Origin of the sequence: Afipia sp. OHSU_II-C1 (genome assembly GCF_000497575.1) — a bacterium.
In the GTDB taxonomy this organism is placed as follows: Bacteria; Pseudomonadota; Alphaproteobacteria; order Rhizobiales; family Xanthobacteraceae; genus Afipia.
This window is the reverse complement of the sequence record NZ_APJI01000016.1, coordinates 241,983-263,974: the sequence shown is the minus strand read 5'-3', so window position 1 is coordinate 263,974 and position 21,992 is coordinate 241,983. Positions and strand designations below refer to the sequence as shown.

Annotated in this window: 21 protein-coding genes; 8 read left to right on the top strand and 13 right to left on the bottom strand. The window is 60.5% G+C overall.

The window, feature by feature from the left end; genetic code table 11:
• Positions 1 to 16 precede the first annotated feature (16 nt).
• Positions 17 to 622 carry a TIGR00730 family Rossman fold protein gene (locus I554_RS0119170; RefSeq protein WP_024574521.1) on the top strand — a complete coding sequence of 202 codons (606 nt, stop codon included), beginning with the start codon at positions 17 to 19 and terminating at the stop codon, positions 620 to 622.
• Between the two features lie 6 nt (positions 623 to 628).
• Here the strand turns inward: I554_RS0119170 and I554_RS0119165 are convergent, their stop codons facing one another.
• The 4 genes from I554_RS0119165 to cysS form a co-directional block, all read right to left on the bottom strand.
• Positions 629 to 1,018 carry a VOC family protein gene (locus I554_RS0119165; protein WP_024574520.1) on the bottom strand — a complete coding sequence of 130 codons (390 nt, stop codon included), beginning with the start codon at positions 1,016 to 1,018 and terminating at the stop codon, positions 629 to 631.
• A gap of 24 nt (positions 1,019 to 1,042) precedes the next feature.
• The gene (cimA, locus tag I554_RS0119160) at positions 1,043 to 2,641 is read right to left on the bottom strand and encodes a citramalate synthase (protein WP_024574519.1); all 1,599 of its coding nucleotides are present in this window, start codon (positions 2,639 to 2,641) and stop codon (positions 1,043 to 1,045) included.
• Entirely contained in the window at positions 2,638 to 3,162 is a 525-nt protein-coding gene (locus I554_RS0119155) for a GNAT family N-acetyltransferase (RefSeq protein WP_024574518.1), read from the bottom strand. Before I554_RS0119155 ends, cimA begins: the two co-directional genes overlap by 4 nt.
• A 114-nt stretch (positions 3,163 to 3,276) precedes the next feature.
• Positions 3,277 to 4,689 carry a cysteine--tRNA ligase gene (gene cysS / locus I554_RS0119145; protein ID WP_024574517.1) on the bottom strand — a complete coding sequence of 471 codons (1,413 nt, stop codon included), beginning with the start codon at positions 4,687 to 4,689 and terminating at the stop codon, positions 3,277 to 3,279.
• A gap of 290 nt (positions 4,690 to 4,979) precedes the next feature.
• Between cysS and I554_RS0119140 the strand changes: the two genes are divergently transcribed.
• The gene (locus I554_RS0119140; protein ID WP_024574516.1) at positions 4,980 to 5,279 is read left to right on the top strand and encodes a hypothetical protein; all 300 of its coding nucleotides are present in this window, start codon (positions 4,980 to 4,982) and stop codon (positions 5,277 to 5,279) included.
• Between the two features lie 133 nt (positions 5,280 to 5,412).
• Complete coding sequence (locus I554_RS0119135) at positions 5,413 to 6,543, top strand: DUF2865 domain-containing protein (RefSeq protein ID WP_024574515.1); 1,131 nt, start codon at positions 5,413 to 5,415, stop codon at positions 6,541 to 6,543.
• 32 nt (positions 6,544 to 6,575) lie between these two features.
• On the opposite strand, the gene I554_RS0119130 is transcribed toward I554_RS0119135, so the two are convergent.
• The 7 genes from I554_RS0119130 to rpiA form a co-directional block, all read right to left on the bottom strand.
• Positions 6,576 to 7,571 carry an alpha/beta hydrolase gene (locus I554_RS0119130; protein WP_051358655.1) on the bottom strand — a complete coding sequence of 332 codons (996 nt, stop codon included), beginning with the start codon at positions 7,569 to 7,571 and terminating at the stop codon, positions 6,576 to 6,578.
• Between the two features lie 203 nt (positions 7,572 to 7,774).
• Positions 7,775 to 9,529, bottom strand: coding sequence for an NAD+ synthase (locus I554_RS0119125; RefSeq protein ID WP_024574513.1), 1,755 nt, complete (start codon positions 9,527 to 9,529; stop codon positions 7,775 to 7,777).
• Positions 9,530 to 9,584: 55 nt separating this feature from the next.
• Positions 9,585 to 9,938 carry a diacylglycerol kinase gene (locus I554_RS0119120; RefSeq protein ID WP_024574512.1) on the bottom strand — a complete coding sequence of 118 codons (354 nt, stop codon included), beginning with the start codon at positions 9,936 to 9,938 and terminating at the stop codon, positions 9,585 to 9,587.
• A 14-nt stretch (positions 9,939 to 9,952) separates the two neighbouring features.
• Positions 9,953 to 11,341 carry a 3-deoxy-7-phosphoheptulonate synthase class II gene (locus tag I554_RS0119115; protein ID WP_024574511.1) on the bottom strand — a complete coding sequence of 463 codons (1,389 nt, stop codon included), beginning with the start codon at positions 11,339 to 11,341 and terminating at the stop codon, positions 9,953 to 9,955.
• Between the two features lie 167 nt (positions 11,342 to 11,508).
• A complete protein-coding gene (gene gor / locus I554_RS0119110) occupies positions 11,509 to 12,894 on the bottom strand; it encodes a glutathione-disulfide reductase (RefSeq protein ID WP_024574510.1) in 1,386 nt (461 codons plus the stop codon).
• Between the two features lie 18 nt (positions 12,895 to 12,912).
• A complete protein-coding gene (locus tag I554_RS0119105) occupies positions 12,913 to 13,419 on the bottom strand; it encodes a DUF2059 domain-containing protein (protein WP_024574509.1) in 507 nt (168 codons plus the stop codon).
• Positions 13,420 to 13,442: 23 nt separating this feature from the next.
• Positions 13,443 to 14,141: a ribose-5-phosphate isomerase RpiA gene (gene rpiA / locus I554_RS0119100; RefSeq protein WP_024574508.1), complete on the bottom strand. Its 699-nt coding sequence runs from the start codon at positions 14,139 to 14,141 to the stop codon at positions 13,443 to 13,445.
• A 162-nt stretch (positions 14,142 to 14,303) separates the two neighbouring features.
• On the opposite strand from rpiA, the gene I554_RS0119095 reads away from it, so the two are divergent.
• From I554_RS0119095 to I554_RS0119075, 5 genes are all read left to right on the top strand, one after another.
• Complete coding sequence (locus tag I554_RS0119095) at positions 14,304 to 14,990, top strand: HAD hydrolase-like protein (RefSeq protein ID WP_024574507.1); 687 nt, start codon at positions 14,304 to 14,306, stop codon at positions 14,988 to 14,990.
• 153 nt (positions 14,991 to 15,143) lie between these two features.
• A complete protein-coding gene (locus I554_RS0119090; protein ID WP_024574506.1) occupies positions 15,144 to 15,584 on the top strand; it encodes a hypothetical protein in 441 nt (146 codons plus the stop codon).
• Positions 15,585 to 15,710: 126 nt separating this feature from the next.
• Entirely contained in the window at positions 15,711 to 16,742 is a 1,032-nt protein-coding gene (gene moaA / locus I554_RS0119085; protein WP_024574505.1) for a GTP 3',8-cyclase MoaA, read from the top strand.
• Positions 16,743 to 16,972: 230 nt separating this feature from the next.
• Positions 16,973 to 17,569 (top strand): TRAP transporter small permease subunit, encoded by a 597-nt coding sequence (locus I554_RS0119080; protein ID WP_024574116.1) that lies wholly within the window; start codon positions 16,973 to 16,975, stop codon positions 17,567 to 17,569.
• Between the two features lie 40 nt (positions 17,570 to 17,609).
• Positions 17,610 to 19,457: a TRAP transporter large permease subunit gene (locus I554_RS0119075; RefSeq protein ID WP_024574115.1), complete on the top strand. Its 1,848-nt coding sequence runs from the start codon at positions 17,610 to 17,612 to the stop codon at positions 19,455 to 19,457.
• A 73-nt stretch (positions 19,458 to 19,530) separates the two neighbouring features.
• On the opposite strand, the gene I554_RS0119070 is transcribed toward I554_RS0119075, so the two are convergent.
• Both I554_RS0119070 and I554_RS0119065 read right to left on the bottom strand, forming a co-directional pair.
• Entirely contained in the window at positions 19,531 to 20,619 is a 1,089-nt protein-coding gene (locus I554_RS0119070; protein ID WP_024574114.1) for a TRAP transporter substrate-binding protein, read from the bottom strand.
• Positions 20,620 to 20,791: 172 nt separating this feature from the next.
• Positions 20,792 to 21,880, bottom strand: a complete 1,089-nt coding sequence (locus I554_RS0119065; RefSeq protein ID WP_024574113.1) for a TRAP transporter substrate-binding protein — start codon at positions 21,878 to 21,880, stop codon at positions 20,792 to 20,794.
• Positions 21,881 to 21,992 lie beyond the last annotated feature (112 nt).

Here is a 21,992-nt window from a genome sequence, read left to right as displayed (position 1 = left end):
TGCCACATCGCATAAGATGAATACTATCAAGAATGTCTGTGTTTATTGCGGTTCCGGCCCCGGCACCAATCCCGAATTCGTCAATGCAGCCACAGCTTTCGGCAAGACCCTTGCCGAAAACGGCGTCGGTTTGGTCTATGGCGGCGGCTCCATCGGCCTGATGGGTGCCGTTGCGGCCGGCGCGCTGGCGCATGGCGGCAAGGTCACCGGCATCATCCCCACCTTCCTGACGAAGCGGGAGCACGTCCTGAAGGACGCGCAAGAGCTCATCGTCACCAAGGACATGCACGAGCGCAAGCAACTGATGTTCGAGCACTCCGACGCGTTCGTCGCGTTTCCCGGTGGTGTCGGCACGCTGGAGGAACTGGTCGAACAGATGACGTGGTCGCAGCTCGGCCGCCACAGCAAGCCGATCCTGCTCGCGAATATCGATGGATTCTGGAATCCCCTGCTCGTGCTGATCGATCACATGAAGCGGACGGAATTCATCCGCGCCAACCTGTGGGTCGATGTTCTCACCGCTGATCGCGTCGAGGACATTCTCCCGACGCTTCAGAAGGTCGCCGCGCAGGTGCCGGAAGCGGAAAAGCTGATGGACGACCAGGTCGCGAGCCGGCTGTAATCCGGCTCAGGCCGACTTATCGTCTCTGAGAAAGGTCACCGCTTCGATCCGGTTTCCGTCCGGGTCGGCAACGAAGGCGGCAAAGTATCTTACGCGATCATGCGGACGTACGCCGGGCGGACCATCGTCTGTGCCGCCTGTCCCCAAGGCTGCAGCATAAAACGTCTCGACCTCGTTTATTGTTCTGGCGCGCAGGCAGATATGCGTCCCGCTGTCCGGCGACACGCGCGTCATGTTCGGACGCAGATTGATCCAGAATTCTGGATAGCCTTTTCCGAACCCGATCGTTGCAGGCCGCACGATCAGTTTTGTCAGTCCAAGTGGCGCGAGCAAGGCCTCATAGAAGCGCGCCGCCCGTTCAAGATCGGCAACCCCCACCGAAACATGATCGAGCATTTGACGCTCCCTTTCCGGGCCGGATCACGCAGGCGCGTTGGATTTCACCAGCTTGTAGACGACCGAATCCATCAGGGCCTGGAATGATGCATCAATGATGTTGGGCGATACGCCCACCGTGGTCCAACGATCGCCTGCCTCATCCTCGCTCTCGATCAGCACGCGGGTGATGGCCCCCGTGCCTCCATTGAGGATACGCACGCGATAATCGACCAGCTTCAGGCCTTCGATGTACTTCTGATATTTGCCAAGGTCCTTGCGCAAGGCGACGTCGAGCGCATTGACCGGGCCGTTGCCCTCCGCCGCCGAGATCAGCATTTCTCCCGCGACGTCGACCTTTACCACCGCCATCGCGACAGTGACATGTTGGCCCAACGCATTGTAACGTTGTTCGACGTTCACATCGAACTGCACAACCTTGAAATAATCCGGCACCTTGCCGAGGGTGCGGCGCGCCAGCAAATCGAAGGAAGCATCCGCGGATTCGTAGGCATAGCCCGCTGCTTCCTTCTCCTTCATTTCCTCGACCAGACGGGTCAGCTTCGGATCGTTCTTGTCGAACGGAATACCGGCCCGCTCCAGTTCGGCGATGACGTTGGAGCGCCCCGCCTGATCCGAAACCAGCACCTTGCGGTGGTTGCCGACAGCCTCCGGCGTGATGTGCTCGTAAGTCTGCGGGTCCTTCAGAACCGCCGACGCGTGGATGCCTGTCTTGGTAACGAACGCGCTTTCCCCGACATAGGGCGCGTGACGATCCGGCGCGCGGTTGAGAATATCGTCCAGCGCGCGCGAAGCATGCACCAGCGTCGTGAGCTTCTCCTGCGAAACGCCGATTTCGAACCTGTCGGCAAATTCTTTCTTCAGCTTCAGCGTCGGGATCAACGAGCAAAGATTTGCGTTGCCGCAGCGCTCCCCCAGCCCATTGAGCGTGCCCTGAATCTGCCGCGCACCCGCTCGCACCGCCGCAAGTGTGTTTGCAACCGCCTGCTCGGTGTCGTTATGGGTATGGATGCCGATGTGATCGCCGGGGATATGCTTCACCACCTCGCCGACGATGGTCTCGATTTCGTTCGGCATGGTGCCACCGTTGGTGTCGCACAGCACCACCCAGCGCGCGCCTGAATCATACGCCGCCTTGGCGCAGGCGAGCGCGAATTGCGGGTTCTCCTTGTAGCCGTCAAAGAAATGCTCGCAATCGAGCATGACCTCGCGGCCTGCCGCCTTCGCAGCGCCGACACTGTCGCGGATCGAAGCGAGGTTTTCCTCGTTGGTGGTCTCAAGCGCGACCCGCACCTGATATTCAGACGATTTTGCCACAAAGCAGATCGCATCGGCCTTGGCTTCAAGCAATCCTGCGATGCCGGGGTCATTCGACACCGAACGGCCCGGACGGCGTGTCATGCCGAAGGCGGTGAACTTCGCATGATCGAATTTCGGCCTGGAGGAAAAAAATTCTGTATCCGATGGGTTCGCGCCTGGATAACCGCCCTCGATGTAATCGATGCCGAGATCGTCAAGCATGTTGGCGATGATTTGCTTGTCGTGCAGCGTGAAATCAACGCCATTGGTCTGCGCACCATCGCGCAGCGTCGTGTCGAACAGATAGAGGCGCTCGCGGTTCATGATGATCTTCCCGGCATCTCGCCGCGCGGCGCTTCGCCGCCCAGTGACTTCTTCATTGTGGTGTTGGCGAGCCATTCGTCGCCGACGGTGACCGTGCTGCGCTGCTGGCCCGTATAGCCACGACCCGCAAAAAAGGGCTCCGCCGTATCGCTCGCTTCGACTGTCAGGGCGGTCGCACCTCGCGCGCCGGCAAGCTTCTCGAGCGCCTCGCAGAGTGCTGTGGCGACGCCCTGCCGCGCAAAGCCCGGATGCACGTAGAGCAGATCGAGGTGGTCCTTGCCCTTCAGCGATGCAAAGCCAACAGGAGAACTCTCGATGGTTGCCACCAGCGTCAACTGCCCCGCAAGACGCTTGCCGAATTTGCTTTCGTCTTCGGCGGCGCTGGCCCAGGCCTCGCGCTGCGCATCCGAATAGTCGTCCTCGGCCAGTTCATCGATGCTGGCGACGAAGATCGCCGCGAGCACCGGTGTGTCCTCGGGAAGAAACGGCCGCAAGCCGACTTGGGGTATGGATTGGCCCATTGCCTTACCAGATATTGACGAGTTTGAGCGCAAGCGCGATGGCGGCAACGATGAGCAGCCACTTGATCGCGATATAGTAACGCCAGTGCTTGGGAAAAGGCGTGTCAGGCTTTGTCATCGCGCAATCTCCCATGTGGTCACAGGCTTGCCGTCGGCATCCTTGCCGTCCTTCAGCACGATGCCTCTGGCAGCCAGTTCGTCGCGGATGCGGTCGGATTCCTTGAAATCCTTCCGCGCCCGCGCGGCGGCGCGATCCGCAATCAGATCATCGACATTGCCCGCTTTGGAGACGGCCTTGGCGTCAGCCTTGGCAACCCATGTCTCAAACCGCGCGGCATCGAGACCAAGGAACGCAAGTGCATTGCCAAGCGCAACCGAAGCCTCGTCGCCGGAATTGCGAACCTGCTTGCGCAAGGCGTGCAATTCGGCAACCGCCTTGGGGGTATTCAGATCATCGGCCAAGGCTTCGATAACTGAAGAAGGCGGTTCTCCCGAGGTCGGAGTTGCGGCCACGCTGAAAAAATCCTTCAGAGTGTTGAAGGCATTGTCACAGGCTGCCAAAGACCAGTCGATTGGCGACCGATATTGCGTCTGCATCATCGCAAACCGCAGCGCATCGCCGGGCCAGGAGCGTCCGCGCCAGCCCGTCAGCAATTCCCTGATCGTGACGAAGTTGCCGAGACTCTTCGACATCTTCTCGCCTTCGACTTGCAGGAAGCCGTTGTGCATCCAGACGTTGGCCATGCGCTCTTTGTGAAATGCGCAGCAGGATTGTGCGAGTTCGTTCTCGTGATGCGGAAACACGAGATCGATGCCGCCGCCGTGAATATCGAATTGTTCGCCGAGGTGCTTCCATGACATCGCCGAGCACTCGATGTGCCAGCCCGGACGTCCTTGGGCTGCGATACCGCCCGGCGACGGCCACGACGGCTCACCCGGCTTCGAGGGCTTCCACAGCACAAAATCCATCGGCTCGCGCTTGTAGGGAGCGACATCGACGCGCGCGCCCGCCAGCATCTCGTCGAGCGATCGCCGCGCAAGCTTTCCATAGTTCGGATCGGACGCAACATTGAACAGAACGTGGTCCTGCTCGACATAGGCATTGCCGCCCGCGATCAGCTTCTCGATGATCGCACGCATCTCCGCGATATGTTCAGTCGCGCGCGGCTCAACCGTCGGCCGCAGGCAGCCGAGGGCATCGACGTCAGCATGAAACTGCTTTTCCGTCTCTTCGGTGACTTTGCGGATCGCCTCGTTCAGCGGCAATCCCGGAAAATCCCGCGCGGCGCGATCGTTGATCTTGTCGTCCACGTCAGTGATATTGCGGACGTATTTGACGTGATCGGCGCCGTAGGTGTGCCTTAGCAGGCGAAACAGCACATCGAACACGATGACCGGGCGCGCATTGCCGATATGCGCGAAGTCGTAGACCGTCGGCCCGCACACATACATGCGCACGTTCTTCGGATCGAGCGGCCGGAACGGCTGCTTCTCCTTCATCAGCGTGTCGTAGAGCTTAAGCTCCATGGAAATAGAATCCCTTGCCTTGCGGCCGGGTCGTCCCATGATCTCGATTGAGAAAAGACGGCTCCAGCCAGCGAATCGCTAGCTAATAATCTCGCGGCAGATGCCGAAAATGGAGAGTGAGCCGTTCATGGGCCGCACAATGGTCCAGCCGGGGGGACCGCGTCAAGGTCACACCTCATGGATTTCGGCGTCCACAGCCCCAATTGCCACGGAATTGCCGCCCTTAATCATTCTTAACCGTTCGGGTTTATTGATGGAGGCGCCTGTGCTTCTCCCGAACCGGTGCCACCATGCGATTTCTGCTCACACTGACTGCCTGCGTATGCCTGATTTCCGCGACCGAGACCCGTGCCGACAGCCGTGTTTTCATCGTCGCCAATCAATCGGACGGCTATGGCGTCGACGAGTGTCTCGCCAAGGGTGAGAAATGCGGGGCTCCAGCTGCGCGGGCTTATTGCCAGTCGCGGGATTTTGCGCAGGCCACCGGTTACCGCCGCGTCGATCCCGATGAGGTGACCGGCGCGATCCCGGCCTCCACCGGCGGCGCCAGGAACAACGGCGAATTCATCGCCATCACCTGCCAGCGCTAAGACCCCGGTTCCGGGGCTTCTTTTCGTCACGATTCTCTGCCTTATCTGCGCCCCTGAATCGACGTGACCTTGCCGCCGGAAGCTTGTATGTGAGCCCGTCGGCCGCGCCGCGGTCAGCCAGGATCGTGACAGCTTGCCGAATTCTACGTTCTTGCGACGGACTTTTGCCACCGCTGCGCTTGTAAGCGCGGCGCTGTTGACCCATGGCGCGATGGGACAACAGGGTTTTCCGCCCCCACCGGCGGCCCAGCCCGGAACCGCAAATCCGATCTGCCAGCGGCTGGTTGGGCAGTTATCGGCCATCGACGGCGGCGGCGGCGACAACGCCAAGGCGGAGCAGATCCAGCGTTATGTCGAAGCGCAGAGCCGGCAGCAGGCCGAACTGGAGCGCGTGCAGGATCAGGCCAAGCGGCAGGGCTGCGATAGTTCAGGATTTTTCTCGCTGTTCACCGGGCCATCCGCACAGTGCGGACCGATCAACACACGCATTCAGCAGATGCGCTCGAATCTCGACCAGATCACCGGCAACCTCGAGCGGCTGCGCGGCGGCGGATTCGGCGGCTCGGAGCGCGAGAACCAGCGCCGCTCGGTGTTGATGGCGCTGGCCCAGAACAATTGCGGCCCGCAGTATGCGGCTCAACTGCGCAACAGCGGTGGCGGCGGTTTCCTCGACAATCTGTTTGGCGGCAACAACAACCCCGGTGGCGCGCCGATGGACAACGGCGCGGCGTCCGGCACCTATCGCACGGTCTGTGCGCGAAGCTGCGATGGATTCTATTTCCCGATCTCATTTGCGACAGTGCCGAGCCGCTTCGCGGACGACGAACGCACCTGCAAGGCACTTTGCCCCGCAGCGGACGCGACGTTGTTCACCTACCGCAATCCCGGTGAAGACATGAATCAGGCGGTCTCGATCAGCGGTCAGCCCTATTCGCAATCGCCGAATGCGTTCAAGTATCGCCAGGCATTCGACAAGTCGTGCAGTTGCAAGGCCGTCGGCCAGACCTGGTCCGACGCACTGAAGAACATCGACGACAAGGCGGCAGCCGCCCAGCAGGGCGACATCATCGTGACCGATGAAAGCTCCAAGCGGATGTCACAGCCGCAAAAGGCGGCTCCGGCATCGGCGCAGAAGAAATCAGGCACCGTCGCAACGCCCGCGAACGCACAACCGTTGCCGACCGGTGCTGCGCCGGAAACGCCCCCTGCTTCAGGTGACAAGCCGATCCGCTCGGTTGGGCCGACGTTTATTCCGGCCCGCTAGCCCTCAGACGGCCGCGGCGGCGGAAACCTGGTTCACCCGAAAAGCTGCCGCGGGTTGCGATTGGCCTCGGCGAAATCGACCAGCAGCTTGTTGACCTCTTCCGGCCGCTCCTGCTGAATCCAGTGTCCCGCACCGTCGATGATATGCTTGCCGGACAGATTGGGCACGTTCTCCTCCATCGACTTGACCTCTTCCGCCGCCATCAGCAGCACGCCATCGAGGGAGCCGGCGATGAAAATCGACGGCTGCCGCAACTTGGCCTTGTCGAGAAACGGTGTCAGCAGCCAGTTGCGATCGAAGTTGCGATAGAAATTAATCGGCCCGCGAAAGCCAGATTTTCTGAATTGCGCGGCAAAGAAATCGATGTCGGCATCGGTGAGCCATGCTGGCATCTTCTCAGGGATCGCCAGGTTGTCGACCATGCGCGTGTTCTTGGGAAACGACGCGAACGTGAAGGACGCATCGCTTCGCCGGCAGTCGCCCGATGCCGAATAGAGAACGCCCAGCAGCGAACGGCGCACGTCTTCCTCCAGCTCACGCTCGACGCGTCCGGGCTGCTGGAAGTAATCCTGATAGAAATGCTTCTCGCGCGTCAGATTGAAGAACCTGACAAGCGGACGCACGGCCCGCCGCGGAAGAAACGGGACGCTCAGGTGCGCGACAGCGTGAAAGATATCCGGACGCAGCAGCGCGGTTGGCCCCGCGATGATCGAGCCCCAGTCATGGCCGACCAGAATCGCCTTGTCTTCGCCCACGGCATGGACAAGCCCGACAAGATCGCTCGCGAGATGAAGAATGTCATACTCTTCGATAGAGGCTGGCGCTTCGGTATCGCCATAGCCGCGCAGATCGGGGGCAATCACACGAAAACCGGCCGCGGCCAGCGCCGGAATCTGATGACGCCACGAATACCAGGATTCCGGCCATCCATGACACAGCAACACCAGCGGCCCCGTTCCCGCCTCCACGTAATGCATGCGGATGCCATTTGTGTAAGCGAACTTGTGTTGAACGGTATCGATCGTCATTTTCACCCCCGGATAATCTCGGCAACGCCGAAGTATCCGAACGATTTAAATGACGAAAATCATATGAGTCCATTGCGGCGAAACGCATAGCCGCAATCCGGATCGATGGGAATTCTGTTTTAAACTTAGCTTCGTGCGGAAATGACCGATCGTTATCGGCAAATCAAATGCGCGGGATTTTTCCCGCGCGCACGCATGGCTGGTCAGCCTTCGAACGCTTCAGCCGAGCCGCGGCTCGATCGCGTCACCAGCGAATGATCCGGAGCAGCAGGCGCTTTTCCGTTGTCGCGAAACTTGTTGATGATCGGATAGCGGCGATCGCGGCCGAAATTCTTGCGCGTCACCTTCACGCCCGGCGCGGCCTGACGGCGCTTGTATTCTGCGATGTTAAGCAAGCGCGCGATGCGGGTCACCGTGTCGATGTCGAAGCCTTCGGCCACGATCGATGCGACCGAGTCTTCGCGCTCCACCAGCCGGACAAGAATGGCGTCCAGCACATCGTACGGCGGCAGCGAGTCCTGATCGGTCTGGTTCTCGCGCAATTCGGCAGTCGGAGGACGCGTGATGATGTTTGGCGGAATGACTTCGCCGGACGGACCAAGCGCGCCCTCGGGCTTCCATGAGTTGCGCAGGGTCGAAAGCCGGAAAACCTCGGTCTTGTAGATGTCCTTGATCGGATTGTAGCCGCCGTTCATGTCGCCATAGAGCGTGGCATAGCCGACTGACATTTCCGACTTGTTGCCGGTGGTCACCACCATCGAGCCGAACTTGTTGGAAATAGCCATCAGCAGAACGCCGCGGGTGCGCGCCTGCAGGTTTTCCTCAGTGACGTCCCGCTCCCGGCCCGCAAAGACCGGCTTGAGAATATCCTCGAAGCCATGAACCGCAGCGGCAATCGGCAATACCTCGTAGTGGATGCCGAGTTGCTTTGTCAGCTTCGCCGCATCATCGAGTGATTCCTGCGCGGTGAAACGGAACGGCAGCATCACGCCGCGCACCTTGTCCGCGCCAAGCGCATCGACAGCGATGGCCGCGCACAGCGCTGAATCGATACCGCCTGAGATGCCGAGCAGCACGCCGGGAAAACCGGCCTTACCCACATAATCGCGCAGGCCGAGCACACAGGCAGCATAGTCGCCCTTGTCGCCGTCGAGCACCGGTGTCACCGGCCCCTTGCAGGTCCAGCCGCCGTCGCCCTTGGTCCATCGGACGGTCGTGATGTTTTCAACGAACCCCGGCAACTGGAACGCCAGCGAGCGGTCGGCATTCAACGCGAACGACGAACCGTCAAACACCAGTTCATCCTGTCCGCCGACCTGATTGAGATAAACCAGCGGCAATCCGCTTTCGGCCACACGTGCGACCGATACCGAAAGGCGCATGTCGTTCTTTTCGCGCGTATAGGGCGATCCGTTCGGCACGATCAGGATTTCCGCGCCGGTCTCCGCGAGGCATTCGACAACGTTCTCGTAGTCTTCTGACTCTTCCATCCATGTGTCTTCACAGATGGGAACGCCGACCCGCACGCCGCGGATGGTCACCGGCCCCGCCGCCGGGCCGCGCGCGAACACGCGTTTTTCGTCGAACACGCCGTAGTTCGGCAGATTGGCCTTGAAGCGCAGCGCCACTATCCGCCCCTCGTCGAGCAACGCGCAGGCGTTGTAGAGCTTGCCGTCCTCGACCCAGGGCGTGCCGATCAGCACAGCCGGACCGCCGTCGGACGTTTCGCGCGCCAGCATCTCGATCTCGGCGCGGCATGCAGCCTGGAATGCCGGTTTCAGCACCAGATCTTCCGGCGGATAGCCTGCGATGAACAGCTCAGGCAGGACCAGCAGATCAGCGCCGTCGGACACCGCCTGTTTCCGGGCAGCACGGGCCTTCGCGGCATTGCCGGTAACGTCACCAACGACGGGATTGAGCTGTGCGAGCGTGATCGTGAGCTGGGTGGCTTTGGTCATGACCGCATTTAGCCCGCTCCGCTAGAGGTCCGCAATTGCTCAATATGAGCATAAATCAGATGAGACCTATGCGCTCGGCGATGGCGAACAGCCAGACTCCTCCTGCGATCACCAGCGTGACGCCTACGGCCGCCGACCCCATGTCCTTGACCCGGCCGATTTGCTTGTCGTGGTCCGTCGTCAGGCGATCGGCCAGTTTCTCGATGGCCGTGTTCAGCAATTCGACCACCATCAGCAGCAGCACGATACAGATCAACTGGATCTTGCGTTCCGGCGAGACACCGACCAGGAAAGCCAGCGGCACGGCGATAACAAGTGCGACGACCTCTTCACGGAAAGCCTGCTCGGAACGGAAGGCAAACGCCAGTCCGTTCCGGCTGTTGATCGTGGCGCTCCACATCCGCGACAGCACCTTGCGGAGCATCAGAAGCCCGCGACGGCCGGCATTGGCTTCGATTTGCCGGAGCGATCCTGCTTGAGGAGTTCGGCAATCAGGAACGCCATATCGATGGACTGCTCGGCGTTCAGGCGCGGATCGCAGACCGTGTGATAGCGGTCATTGAGATCCTCGTCGGTGATCGCGCGCGCGCCGCCGATGCATTCGGTGACGTCCTGTCCGGTCATTTCCAGATGGACGCCGCCCGCATGGGTGCCTTCGGCTGCATGGATGGTGAAGAACGACTTCACCTCCGACAGCACGCGGTCGAACGGCCGGGTCTTGTAGCCGGACGTCGAGGTGATGGTGTTGCCGTGCATCGGATCGCACGACCAGACCACCGAGCGCCCTTCCCGCTTCACCGCACGGATGAGCTGCGGCAGATGCGCATCGACCTTGTCCGAACCGAACCGATTGATCAGCGTGAGACGGCCGGGCTCGTTGTCAGGATTGAGCACGTCGATCAGCTTGAGCAGTTCGTCCGGCTTCAGCGACGGGCCGCACTTCAGCCCGATCGGGTTCTTGATGCCGCGGAAGTATTCGATATGGCCGTGATCGAGCTGGCGCGTACGGTCGCCGATCCAGATCATATGACCCGTGGTCGCGTACCAGTCGCCGGTTGTGGAATCGACGCGCGTGAACGCCTGTTCGTAACCGAGCAGCAGCGCCTCATGGCTGGTGTAGAAGTCGGTCGAACGCAGTTCCGGATGGCTCTCGAGATCGAGACCGCAGGCGCGCATGAAGTTGAGCGCCTCGGAGATCCGGTCGGCCAGTTCCTTGTAACGGCGCGACTGCGGTGAGTCCTTCAGGAAGCCGAGCATCCACTGATGCACGCTGCCAAGGTTGGCGAAGCCACCGGTCGCGAAGGCGCGCAGCAGATTCAGCGTCGCAGCCGACTGCCGGTATGCCATCAACTGGCGCTGCGGATCGGGCGTGCGCGCTTCCTTCGTGAAGGCGTTATCGTTGACGATATCGCCGCGATAGCTGGGCAATTCGATATCGCCCTGCTTTTCCGTCGGCGATGAGCGTGGCTTGGCAAACTGACCGGCGATGCGGCCGACCTTCACCACCGGCAGCGCACCGGCATAAGTCAGCACCACTGCCATCTGAAGCAGCACGCGGAAGAAGTCGCGGATGTTGTTCGCGCCATGCTCGGCGAAGCTCTCGGCGCAATCGCCGCCCTGCAAGAGAAAAGCCTCACCGTTTGCGACTCGGGCGAGAGACTTCTTCAGATTGCGCGCCTCACCGGCAAAAACCAGCGGCGGAAATGTCGCAAGCTGCGCCTCGACATCGGCCAATGCCTTCGCATCGGGATAGTCTGGCACTTGCATCACTGGCTTCTTGCGCCAGCTGTCGGGCGTCCACCGCTCGGACATGACTGAAACTCCTCAGGAAACGGCAATCTTGTGATGCGCCGGGTTATACACAGGTGGGTACGGTCTTGCCAGATGCAAATCAGTAAAATGGATCAAGGGCTTGTCTGGGCTGAGGGCGCCTCCGGCGGCCAACCCGCCTGCCCTGATGCCGCAACCGGGCGCAGATACTATTCCGCGGCCTGACGGACGTGGCGCGCGCTTGGCGTGCGCAGGGTCACCAGTTCTTCCGCCGCTGTCGGATGCACGGCCATGGTCGCGTCGAAGTCGGCCTTGGTGGCCTTCATCTTCACGGCAATACCGACCACCTGGATCAGTTCACCCGCCTCCGGTCCTACGATGTGGCAGCCCAGAATCCGGTCCGTCGAGGCATCGACAATCAGCTTCATCATGATCCGGGACTCGCTTCCCGACAGCGTCGACTTCAGCGAGCGGAAATCCGTCTTGTAGATGTCGACGTGGGTGTACTGTGCCCGCGCCTCGGCTTCGTTCAGTCCCACCGTGCCGACCTCTGGCTGGGTAAAGACCGCCGTCGGAATGTCAGCGTGATCGACCCGTGTCGGCCGCTTGCCGAACACCGTATCGGCGAACGCGTGTCCCTCGCGGATGGCAACGGGCGTCAGATTGATCCGGTGCGTGACGTCGCCGACCGCATAGATGTGTGGGACGTTGGTCTGCGAAAAACCGTCGACGGCAATGCCGCCGTTGATAGGGTTCAGTTCGACACCCGCCTTCTCAAGTCCGAGACCTTTGACATTCGGGTGGCGGCCGATCGCAAACATGACCTGATCGGACGCGATGCTCGATCCGTTGGAAAGGTGAGTCGCGAACGTCTCGCCGTGCTTTTCCACCTTGGTGACAATACAGCCGGTGAGCACCGTGATGCCGGACTTTTCCATTTCGCTTCGGACGTGCTTTCGCACATCTTCATCGAAACCGCGCAGAATGTTCTCGCCGCGATAGATCACTGTGACGTCCGCGCCGAGTCCGGCGAAGATGCAGGCGAATTCCAGCGCGATATAACCGCCGCCCTGAATCACGATGCGCTTCGGAAACTTCGGAAGGTGAAACACCTCGTTCGACGAGATCACGTGCTCGATGCCCGGGATAGCTTCGCCGTGGTTCGGCGCGCCGCCGGTGGCGATCAGCACATATTTCGCTTTAACGGTTTGGCCCGTGGAAAGGCGCAGCGTGTGCGGATCTTCGAACGTCGCTCGCGCCTTCACAATTTTGGCGCCGGCCTTTTCGACGTTGAAGGTATAGGCAGCTTCAAGCCGGGCAATCTCCCGGTCCTTGTTGGCGATCAGGGTCGGCCAGTCGAAAGTCGCGGGCGGAATGGTCCAGCCGAAACCCGCTGCGTCATCCAGTTCATGGCGGACGTGGGACGCGTAGACCATGAGCTTCTTGGGTACGCACCCGCGGATCACGCAGGTGCCGCCCATACGGTATTCCTCTGCGACCAGAACGCTTGCACCGTAACCAGCGGCGATCCGGGCGGCGCGTACGCCGCCGGAGCCACCGCCAATTACGAACAGATCAACGTCCAGGTCCGCCATCTGGAATTCCGATCTTGCTTAGATGTCCTTGCCGCGCTTCTTCATTTCAGCGCGAAACTTCGCGTTGATTTCTTCGCCGAACTTCTGCGCCCACTGATCCATATATTGACGCGCAGCGTTGAATGCCACGGGCTCCTGCGCGATCACCTTGATGCCAAGCGGCGACTTGTAGAACGCAGCAAGCTCCTTCAGTTCCTGTTCGGTGAAGGCATTGGCGTAAATCCGCGCCATCTCCTCACCGATTTCCTTTTCCCGGCCGGCGAGATCCTTCGCGACCTGAACGGCGACTTCGTTGAGATCCTTCTGATAGTTCAGGTTGGACTGCAACAGCACGTCCTTGGTTCGCTGCACGAGGCCGGGAACGGCGCCCTGATAGATCGTGCTGACATTCTTGGACGTCAGGATTTCCTTCGCATAACCGATTGCGGCGGGGGATGGCGGCTTGGGAGCCTGCGCCATCGCGCTGCCCAGCATCAGGCCCAGCACTGCGCCTGCCGCAAGCAGAACGTTCGAAAGATTCCTCATATCAATTCTCCTCAATTGCGGCGCTAGCGCCGTTCAACAACGCGAATACCCTGAGGGCCTGCGAGCACAGCTGTCCGCGCAAGACCGACAAACAAGCCGTGCTCCACCACGCCGGGAATCGAGCTCAATGCTGCCGCCAGTCTGGGGGGTTCCGGTATGCGCCCAAGATGGGCGTCGATAATCCAGTGGCCGCCATCGGTGACAAAAGCATGGCCATCCTTGGTCTTGCGGACATCCATTTGTCCTGAAACGCCATTTTCCGCAAAAACCGCCTCGATGGCCCGGCGGGTTGCGCCGAGACCGAATGGGATGACTTCGATCGGAAGCGGGAAACGCCCAAGGGTCGGGACCCATTTGGACTCGTCCGCGATCACAATCATCCGATCTGACGCCGCCGCGACGATCTTCTCGCGGAGCAACGCCCCGCCTCCGCCCTTGATGAGCGCGAGGTCAGGATCGATTTCGTCTGCGCCGTCCACGGTGAGATCGAGATGATCAACCTCCTCCAGCGTGGTCAGCGGCACTCCGCAGCGCTCCGCGTCGGCCCGCGTCGCTTCCGATGTCGGAACGCCGACGACCTTCAGACCTGCCTTCACGCGCTCGCCAAGAAGTTCAACGAAGTGCTTGGCCGTTGAGCCCGTGCCGAGTCCGAGCTTCATGCCGTCCTGCACCTGCTCGACCGCGCGCGCCGCCGCTTGCCTCTTCAGATCGTCCATCGACATCGTACCCTCGACGTTCCGTTCTCGTGGAACGCGAGGCATATAGCGCGGTTTCCGCGCTGCTGGATACGGCTTTGGGGCGGAAAAACTGCCAAAAAGGGCGGGCATGATACCAATCCCGACGCGGGCCTTGCATGATGCCGCCCCGCCCGCTAGCGATCCGCCATGACTCCAGCTCCCCTTATTGTTTTCGACCTCGATGGCACTCTCGTCGATACGGCCCCCGACCTGGTCGGAGCGCTGAATTTCGTACTCCAGCGCGAGGGGCTGCCGCTCGTACCGGTTGCATCCGCACGAAACATGATCGGCGCCGGAGCAAGAAAACTGATCGAGCGCGGGCTCGAACTCGAGGGCCGCGCCATGAGCGTTGCGGATATCGACCGACTGACCGGGGACTTTATCGCCTATTACAAGGACCACATCGCCGACGCTTCCAAGCCGTTTGAGGGCCTGTATGCAGCTCTCGACGAACTGGAGGGATGCGGATTCAAGTTCGCGGTCTGCACCAACAAGCTGGAAGGTCTCTCACGGCTTCTGCTCGAAAAATTGGATATGACGGCGCGGTTTGCCGCGATTTGCGGGGCTGACACTTTTGGAGTGGCAAAGCCGGACCCCACCATCCTGCGCCAGACCATTGCGCGGGCCGGCGGGGACATTTCCAGATCGATCATGATCGGCGATTCAGGCCCCGATGTCGGGGTTGCACGCCGGGCCGGAATTCCGGTGATTGGGGTCGACTTCGGCTACACCGAGATCCCTATCGCGGAACTGAAACCCGACATCGTCATCGGTCATATGCGGGAACTCCCGAAAGCCGTTGAAAATCTGATGACATCATCGGCAACCCACTGATGATTAATGGCTTTTTCGCTATCGTCAGATTCTTCAGCAATATTAACCTTCTCTTAACGATTGTGATGCGACCCGTTGCACGCGCGGATCGACACTCCTAAGGTCCCGCGCGGGGACTATGCGGCTATCACCGCATCACATGACGGATGCACCATGCGTATCATTGTTGTCGTCGCGGCGGGTCTTGGCCTGGCGGGTTGTTCATCGTTCTCCATGCCTGACATGTTCAAATCAACGCCGCCGAGCGCAACGATTCAGCTTGAATCGCTGCCAGCTGGCGCTGAGGCGCGGGCCTCCAGCGGCGAAACCTGCAAAACTCCCTGCTCGCTCTCGGTGGTCGCCGCTGAAAATCTTTCCGTGACCTTCTCGCTGCCGAAATATCAGCCGGAAACCGTACCGGTGCAGATCATCAGGGACCCAAGCAGCCCGGGTAGCGTCACCGTCGACCCAAATCCGGTTTACGCGGAACTGCAGCCGGCGCTTCCCACCAAGAAGGGCCGCGCAGCCCCCAAGGCGGCGCCTAAAGCCAAACGCGCCGCACCGGCCGCAGCACCGGCAGAGGACTCCCCGTTCCCGCCCCCACCTGCCCGCTGACGCCGTTCCATTAGCGCTGTCTGCCCAGCGAGATTCATTTGTAAGCACGCCTCATCGTGCCTAGATTGGGTCTGGGATACCACGGTCGGCGTAGCCGGCCGGGTGAAGCGATAAGCATGGCGCTGAATGAGCGGACCCTTTTCAAGTTCCATGGCCACGACGTCTGCAATGACCGATCCATTCGGGCGGACGATCAGCTATCTGCGCGTCTCGGTGACGGACCGCTGCGACCTGCGCTGCTTCTATTGCATGTCCGAGGACATGACGTTTCTGCCGAAATCCGACCTTCTCACACTGGAGGAACTGGACCGGCTCTGTTCGGCATTTATCGCCAAGGGGGTCCGCAAGCTGCGCCTGACCGGCGGCGAGCCCCTGGTCCGGCGCAATGTGATGTCGCTGGTACGCTCACTCTCGCGCCATCTCGACAGCGGCGCGCTCGGTGAACTGACGCTAACAACCAACGGCTCGCTGCTCGAGAAATTCGCTGCCGAACTCAGGGACAGCGGCGTACGCCGTATCAACGTATCGCTGGATACCCTTGATGCGGCAAAGTTCCGCGCCATCACCCGCTGGGGTGACCTCGACAAGGTGCTGCGCGGCATTGAGATGGCGCGATCTGTCGGCCTCAAGGTCAAGATCAATGCGGTGGCGCTCAAGAACATGAACGAGGACGAGATCCCCTCGCTGATGGAATGGGCGCACGGCAAGGACATGGACCTCACCCTGATCGAGGTCATGCCGATGGGTGATATCGGCGAAGGCCGCATTGATCAGTATCTGCCGTTGTCGCTGCTCCGTGCACGCCTTGCGGCCCGCTACACGCTCACCGACCTGCCGGACGACACCGGCGGTCCCGCACGCTACGTCCGCGTCTCGGAGACCGGCGGCCGGCTGGGGTTCATCACACCGATGACCCATAATTTCTGCGAATCCTGCAATCGGGTCCGCATCACCTGCACCGGCACGCTCCATACCTGCCTCGGCCACGAGGACGCGTCCGATTTGCGCAAGCCTCTGCGGGCATCCAGCGACGATACCCTCCTCGCAGCCGCGATCGACCGTGCCATCGGACTCAAGCCGAAAGGCCACGATTTCATTATCGATCGCCGCCACAATCGCCCGAGCGTCAGCCGGCATATGAGCGTCACCGGCGGCTAGTCAGTTCCGAATATTTCCTGCCCTTCGAATTTGCTTGGCACAAATTTCCCGGTCCTTCTGTAGGCCGCAGATTCTGCCTTGGAATGAACAAACTTCCAATTGACGGCGGCATGACACGCTGATTTGGTCGGTCAGCTTTATGCGCCTCCGGCTGGAAAAGCCGGCATGCCGTCACCTCTTTGGTCCCGGTAGAGCCAAGCAACGCAGGGGCACATTCGGGAGGATGGGGTTTGCAATCGCTTCTCAAACTGAGTCGCGCGATCGACGCGTTCACGACGTTTGTCGGCCGCTGGGTGTCATGGCTGATCGTTCTCGCCGTTCTCATATCGGCGGCCAACGCTGTCATCCGGAAGGTCTTTGACATCTCGTCGAATGCCTATCTCGAGCTGCAGTGGGTTTTGTTCAGCATCGTATTCCTGCTTTGCTCACCGTGGACCCTTCTCAAGGGCGAACACATCAAGATCGACATCATCAACCATTCTCTTCCGCTCAAGGTCCGAAGCTGGATCGACATGATCGGACATGTGTTCTTCCTTGTTCCTTTCTGTGTGATCCTGATCTGGACTTCGGTCCCCTTCTTCCTCGCTTCCTTTAATCAGAACGAACAATCGTTTAGCGCAGGCGGGCTGCCGCAGTGGCCAGCCAAGGGACTGATCATGATCGGCCTTGCACTACTGCTTGTTCAGGCCGTCTCGGAAATCATCAAGCGCGCCGCCGTGATGCAGGGTCTGCTGCCCGATCCGAACGCGCATGCATTGAGCGCGCACGAGATCGCCGAACTTGAAGCCCTGAAGCTGGCTCAGGCCATTACACCCGAAAAACCATGACCGGCGTCGCCGTCACAGCGCAGAACGAGAGAGATTTCTGATGGCCGCTATGTTCATCCACTACATGGCGCCGATCATGTTCGCGTCGCTGGTGATCTTCCTGCTGCTGGGCTATCCGGTCGCCTTCTCGCTCGCCGCCAACGGCCTCCTTTTCGCGCTGATCGGCATCGAGCTTGGCCTCTTCCGCCCGGACTTCCTGCAGGCGTTGCCCGAGCGCGTTTACGGCGTCATGAACAACGAGACGCTGCTGGCGATTCCGTTCTTCACCTTCATGGGCCTGATCCTGGAACGATCAGGGATGGCGGAAGATTTGCTCGAAACAATAGGCCAGTTGTTCGGCAGCATCCGCGGCGGCATCGCCTACGCGGTGATCTTTGTCGGCGCGTTGCTGGCTGCCACCACTGGCGTCGTCGCAGCCTCCGTGATCTCGATGGGGCTGATCTCGCTACCGATCATGCTGCGCTATGGCTACGATCGCCGGGTCGCCACCGGCGTAATCGCGGCGTCGGGAACGCTGGCGCAGATTATTCCGCCGTCGCTGGTCCTCATCGTGATGGCCGACCAGCTCGGACGCTCCGTCGGCGATATGTACGAAGGCGCGTTCATTCCCGGCATTGTGCTGTCGATCCTCTATGCGCTCTACATCTTCATCGTGGCGACATTTTTCCCGCAGGCAACGCCAGGACTTCCGCTGGAAGCGCAGACCCTGCGCGAGCCGGAAACTGCCAAGCATCCGATTATCATGCCGCTGGCAGCGATCTCCGCCGCGGCAACCGCCTATTTCTTCGTGGTGAAACTGGGCCTGTTCGACTGGACTTCACCGGTTTTCAACAAGATCTCGGAAAACCCGCTGATCCTTCACGGCTTCTGGTTCATCATCCTCACCGGACTGTTCTTCAAACCCTTCACCGGCATCATCCGCACGATGACATTGTCGCTTTTCGTTGTGCTGATCGGCGCGACGGCGATCGCACTCGAAGCCATGCGCTTCACCGACGTGAAGGCAGGCGCGGACTATGTGGTCCTCACCATGTCGATTGTGGTGGCGATGTCATTCGTGCTCGCGGTGATCAACCGCATCTCGGGCCTGAAGCTGCTGTCGAAGCTCGCCGAGCAGGTCGTGTTCGTGATGGTGCCACCGCTCGGCCTGATCTTCCTGGTGCTTGGCACGATCTTCATCGGCGTCGCGACTCCGACGGAAGGCGGTGCGATGGGTGCTGCCGGCGCGATGATCCTCGCAATCATGAAACGGCGGCTGAGCTTCGACCTGACGCGACAGGCCGCAGAGTCCACCGCCAAGCTCTCCGCCTTCGTGATCTTCATCCTGGTGGGAGCGCGCGTTTTCTCCCTCACCTTCTACGGTGTCGACGGCCACCGGTGGGTCGAGGAACTGCTGGTCTCACTCCCCGGCGGCCAGACCGGTTTCCTGATCTTCGTCAACGCCTTCGTGTTCGTTCTCGCCTTCTTCCTCGACTTCTTCGAGCTGGCGTTCATTGTCATCCCCCTGCTCGGCCCCGCGGCCGAAAAGCTCGGCATCGACCTGATCTGGTTCGGCGTGATCCTCGGCGTAAACATGCAAACCTCGTTCATGCATCCGCCGTTCGGTTTTGCGCTTTTTTATCTTCGCTCTGTAGCCCCGAAAGAAGCCTATACGGATCGCGTCAGCGGCAAGCGGATGGAGCCTGTAACCACCGGGCAGATCTACTGGGGCTCGGTGCCGTTCGTGATCATCCAGGTGATCATGGTCGGTCTCGTGATCGCCTTCCCGGCCATGGTGATGCACTACAAGGGCACACTATCGACCGTCGATCCCAACAAGGTCGATATCCAGATTCAGCAACAGGAAATGCCGGCCCTCGATTTCGGGCCGCCGGGCGGCGCCAAGTAGCGCAACGAGTTCTGCTCAACGAAAAACCGGCCTTCTCGCGAAGGCCGGCTCTTTTTGAGCGACAGTGCCGTACTCAGGTGCGTGTGCGCGACCGGATCTGGAAACTGTCGAAGCCATATTCCGCGACCTGCCACCAGGTGTACTGGTCGCTACGGAACGCAGCCATCGCCTCATACATCTTCTTGAAGTGCGGGTTGGTCGCCGATGTTTCCGCGTAGACCTCGTTGGCGGCCTTCAGGGATGCGTCCATGATCGATGCCGAGAACGGCCGCAATTGCGTTCCGCTCGCCACCAGCCGCTTCAGCGCAGGCGGATTGTAGGCGTCGTAACGCGCCTGCATGGTTTCATTGGCAAGCGAGGACGCCGATTTCAGAATCGACTTGTATCCCGCCGGCAGCGCTTCCCACTTCGCAAGGTTGACGAGGTTGTGCAGCGAGGGCCCGCCTTCCCACCAGCCTGGATAGTAGTAGTACTTTGCGACCTTCTGGAATCCGAGCTTTTCATCGTCGTACGGGCCAACCCATTCGGCGGCATCGATGGTGCCCTTCTCCAGCGACGGATAGATATCGCCGCCGGCGACCTGCTGCGGCACCACGCCGAGCTTGGTCAAAACCTTGCCGGCAAAGCCGCCGATGCGCATTTTCAGGCCGCTGAGATCACTCGGCTCCTTCAGTTCTTTCCGGAACCAGCCGCCCATCTGGCAACCTGTGTTTCCAGCAAGAAGCGCGACGACGTTGTGAGGCTTCAGGAACTCGTTGAAGAGTTCTCCGCCGCCGCCGACCTGCAGCCAGGCTGTTTGCATGCGGCTGTTCAGACCGAACGGCACGGCGGTTCCGATCGCAAATGTCGGGTCCTTACCGACATAGTAGTAAGTGGCCGTATGGGCCATCTCGACCGTGCCGTTTGACGCGGCATCGAGCGCCTGAAGGCCGGGAACGATTTCGCCGGCCGCGAAGATCTGGATCTGGAACTTGTTGTCGGTGGCTTCGGCAACCGCCTTCGAGAAGACTTCGGCCGCACCGTAGATGGTGTCGAGCGACTTCGGAAAGCTGGAGGTCAGACGCCATTTGATTTCCGGCGACGACTGGGCGATGGCGGGTGATGCGATCGCGGCACCGGCAGCGCCGATACCCGCGACCTTGATAAACTCGCGACGTTTCATGATAGCTCCCTGGATGTGATCGTGTGTTTTTGCCCTTCTTTTCGAGGCTTGAAGTTGGAGCATGGAACAACTGGTTACCAATATCCATGCCGAATTCTTCGACCGCACCGCAAAATAAAAGCCCGGCCTCGTTGCGGAGGCCGGGCTGGTAGCGTGCTTCAGTTAAACGAAATCAGCCGCGGGTGCGCGAGCGGATCATGAAGCTGTCGTTGGTGTATTCGGCGACCTGCCACCACAGGTACTGGTCCGAACGGTAGGCCTGCATCGCATCGATGGCCTTCTTGAAGTCGGCGTTCTTTGCCGAAATTTCAGCCCACAGCTCGTTTGTCGCCTTGAGGCAGGCGTCGAGGACTTCGTTCGTGAACGGACGAAGCTGCGTGCCGCTGGCCACGAGACGCTTCAGCGCGCCCGGATTCTGCATGTCGTAACGAGCAGGCATCCAGCCGTTCACGTGAGCCGCAGCGTTGGTCAGGATCGCCTGATAGCTCTTCGGCAGAGCGTTGAACTTCTCGAGGTTGGTGAAAGCGTGGACCGTCGGCCCGCCTTCCCAGAAGCCCGGATAGTAGTAGAACTTCGCGACCTTGTTGAAGCCCAGCTTTTCGTCGTCATACGGGCCGACCCACTCGGCCGCGTCGATGGTGCCCTTTTCCAGCGACGGATAGATGTCGCCGCCTGCGAGCTGCTGCGGCACGACGCCCACTTTGGCCAGCACCTGACCGGCAATACCGCCGATGCGCATCTTGAGGCCCTGAAGATCGGCAACGGTCTTGATCTCCTTGCGGAACCAGCCGCCCATCTGGGTGCCGGTGTTACCGCACGGCATGCCCACCACACCGTGCTTCTTGTAGAACTCGTTGGCGATCTCGCCGCCGCCGCCCTGCTCGAGCCACGAATTCTGCATGCGGGTATTGAGGCCGAACGGTACCGACGCGAAAATCGCGAAGGTCGGATCCTTGCCGACATAGTAGTAGGAAACCGTGTGGCACATTTCGACCGTGCCATTGGAGGTCGCGTCCAGAGCCTGCAGGCCGGGGACGATTTCGCCGGCGGCAAACACCTGAATCTGGAACTTGTTGTCGGTCATCTCAGCGACGTACTTCGACAGCTGCTCTGCGCCACCGTAGATGGTGTCAAGCGACTTCGGGAAGCTGGATGCCAGGCGCCACTTAACCTCTGGCGCGGACTGGGCGATGGCTGGCGAAGCGACCGCAGTGGCGGCGGCTCCGGCAGCAGTTACTTTCAAAAAATCACGACGCTTCATTAGGCATCTCCTTTTGGGGGGCGTTTCTTTTTGAAATCCCTCTGGGGCGGTCTCTAGCACGGAAGTTGATTGGCGGAAAACGCAGGAACAGCGCATCCGACCCCGATTAAAC

Coding starts and splice junctions, on each gene's coding strand:
- I554_RS0119170 (WP_024574521.1), top strand. CDS start 17: ATGAATACTATCAAGAATGTCTGTGTTTATTGCGGTTCCGGCCCCGGC.
- I554_RS0119165 (WP_024574520.1), bottom strand. CDS start 1,018: ATGCTCGATCATGTTTCGGTGGGGGTTGCCGATCTTGAACGGGCGGCG.
- cimA (WP_024574519.1), bottom strand. CDS start 2,641: ATGAACCGCGAGCGCCTCTATCTGTTCGACACGACGCTGCGCGATGGT.
- I554_RS0119155 (WP_024574518.1), bottom strand. CDS start 3,162: ATGGGCCAATCCATACCCCAAGTCGGCTTGCGGCCGTTTCTTCCCGAG.
- cysS (WP_024574517.1), bottom strand. CDS start 4,689: ATGGAGCTTAAGCTCTACGACACGCTGATGAAGGAGAAGCAGCCGTTC.
- I554_RS0119140 (WP_024574516.1), top strand. CDS start 4,980: ATGCGATTTCTGCTCACACTGACTGCCTGCGTATGCCTGATTTCCGCG.
- I554_RS0119130 (WP_051358655.1), bottom strand. CDS start 7,571: ATGACGATCGATACCGTTCAACACAAGTTCGCTTACACAAATGGCATC.
- I554_RS0119125 (WP_024574513.1), bottom strand. CDS start 9,529: ATGACCAAAGCCACCCAGCTCACGATCACGCTCGCACAGCTCAATCCC.
- I554_RS0119115 (WP_024574511.1), bottom strand. CDS start 11,341: ATGTCCGAGCGGTGGACGCCCGACAGCTGGCGCAAGAAGCCAGTGATG.
- gor (WP_024574510.1), bottom strand. CDS start 12,894: ATGGCGGACCTGGACGTTGATCTGTTCGTAATTGGCGGTGGCTCCGGC.
- I554_RS0119105 (WP_024574509.1), bottom strand. CDS start 13,419: ATGAGGAATCTTTCGAACGTTCTGCTTGCGGCAGGCGCAGTGCTGGGC.
- rpiA (WP_024574508.1), bottom strand. CDS start 14,141: ATGTCGATGGACGATCTGAAGAGGCAAGCGGCGGCGCGCGCGGTCGAG.
- I554_RS0119095 (WP_024574507.1), top strand. CDS start 14,304: ATGACTCCAGCTCCCCTTATTGTTTTCGACCTCGATGGCACTCTCGTC.
- I554_RS0119090 (WP_024574506.1), top strand. CDS start 15,144: ATGCGTATCATTGTTGTCGTCGCGGCGGGTCTTGGCCTGGCGGGTTGT.
- moaA (WP_024574505.1), top strand. CDS start 15,711: ATGAGCGGACCCTTTTCAAGTTCCATGGCCACGACGTCTGCAATGACC.
- I554_RS0119075 (WP_024574115.1), top strand. CDS start 17,610: ATGGCCGCTATGTTCATCCACTACATGGCGCCGATCATGTTCGCGTCG.
- I554_RS0119070 (WP_024574114.1), bottom strand. CDS start 20,619: ATGAAACGTCGCGAGTTTATCAAGGTCGCGGGTATCGGCGCTGCCGGT.
- I554_RS0119065 (WP_024574113.1), bottom strand. CDS start 21,880: ATGAAGCGTCGTGATTTTTTGAAAGTAACTGCTGCCGGAGCCGCCGCC.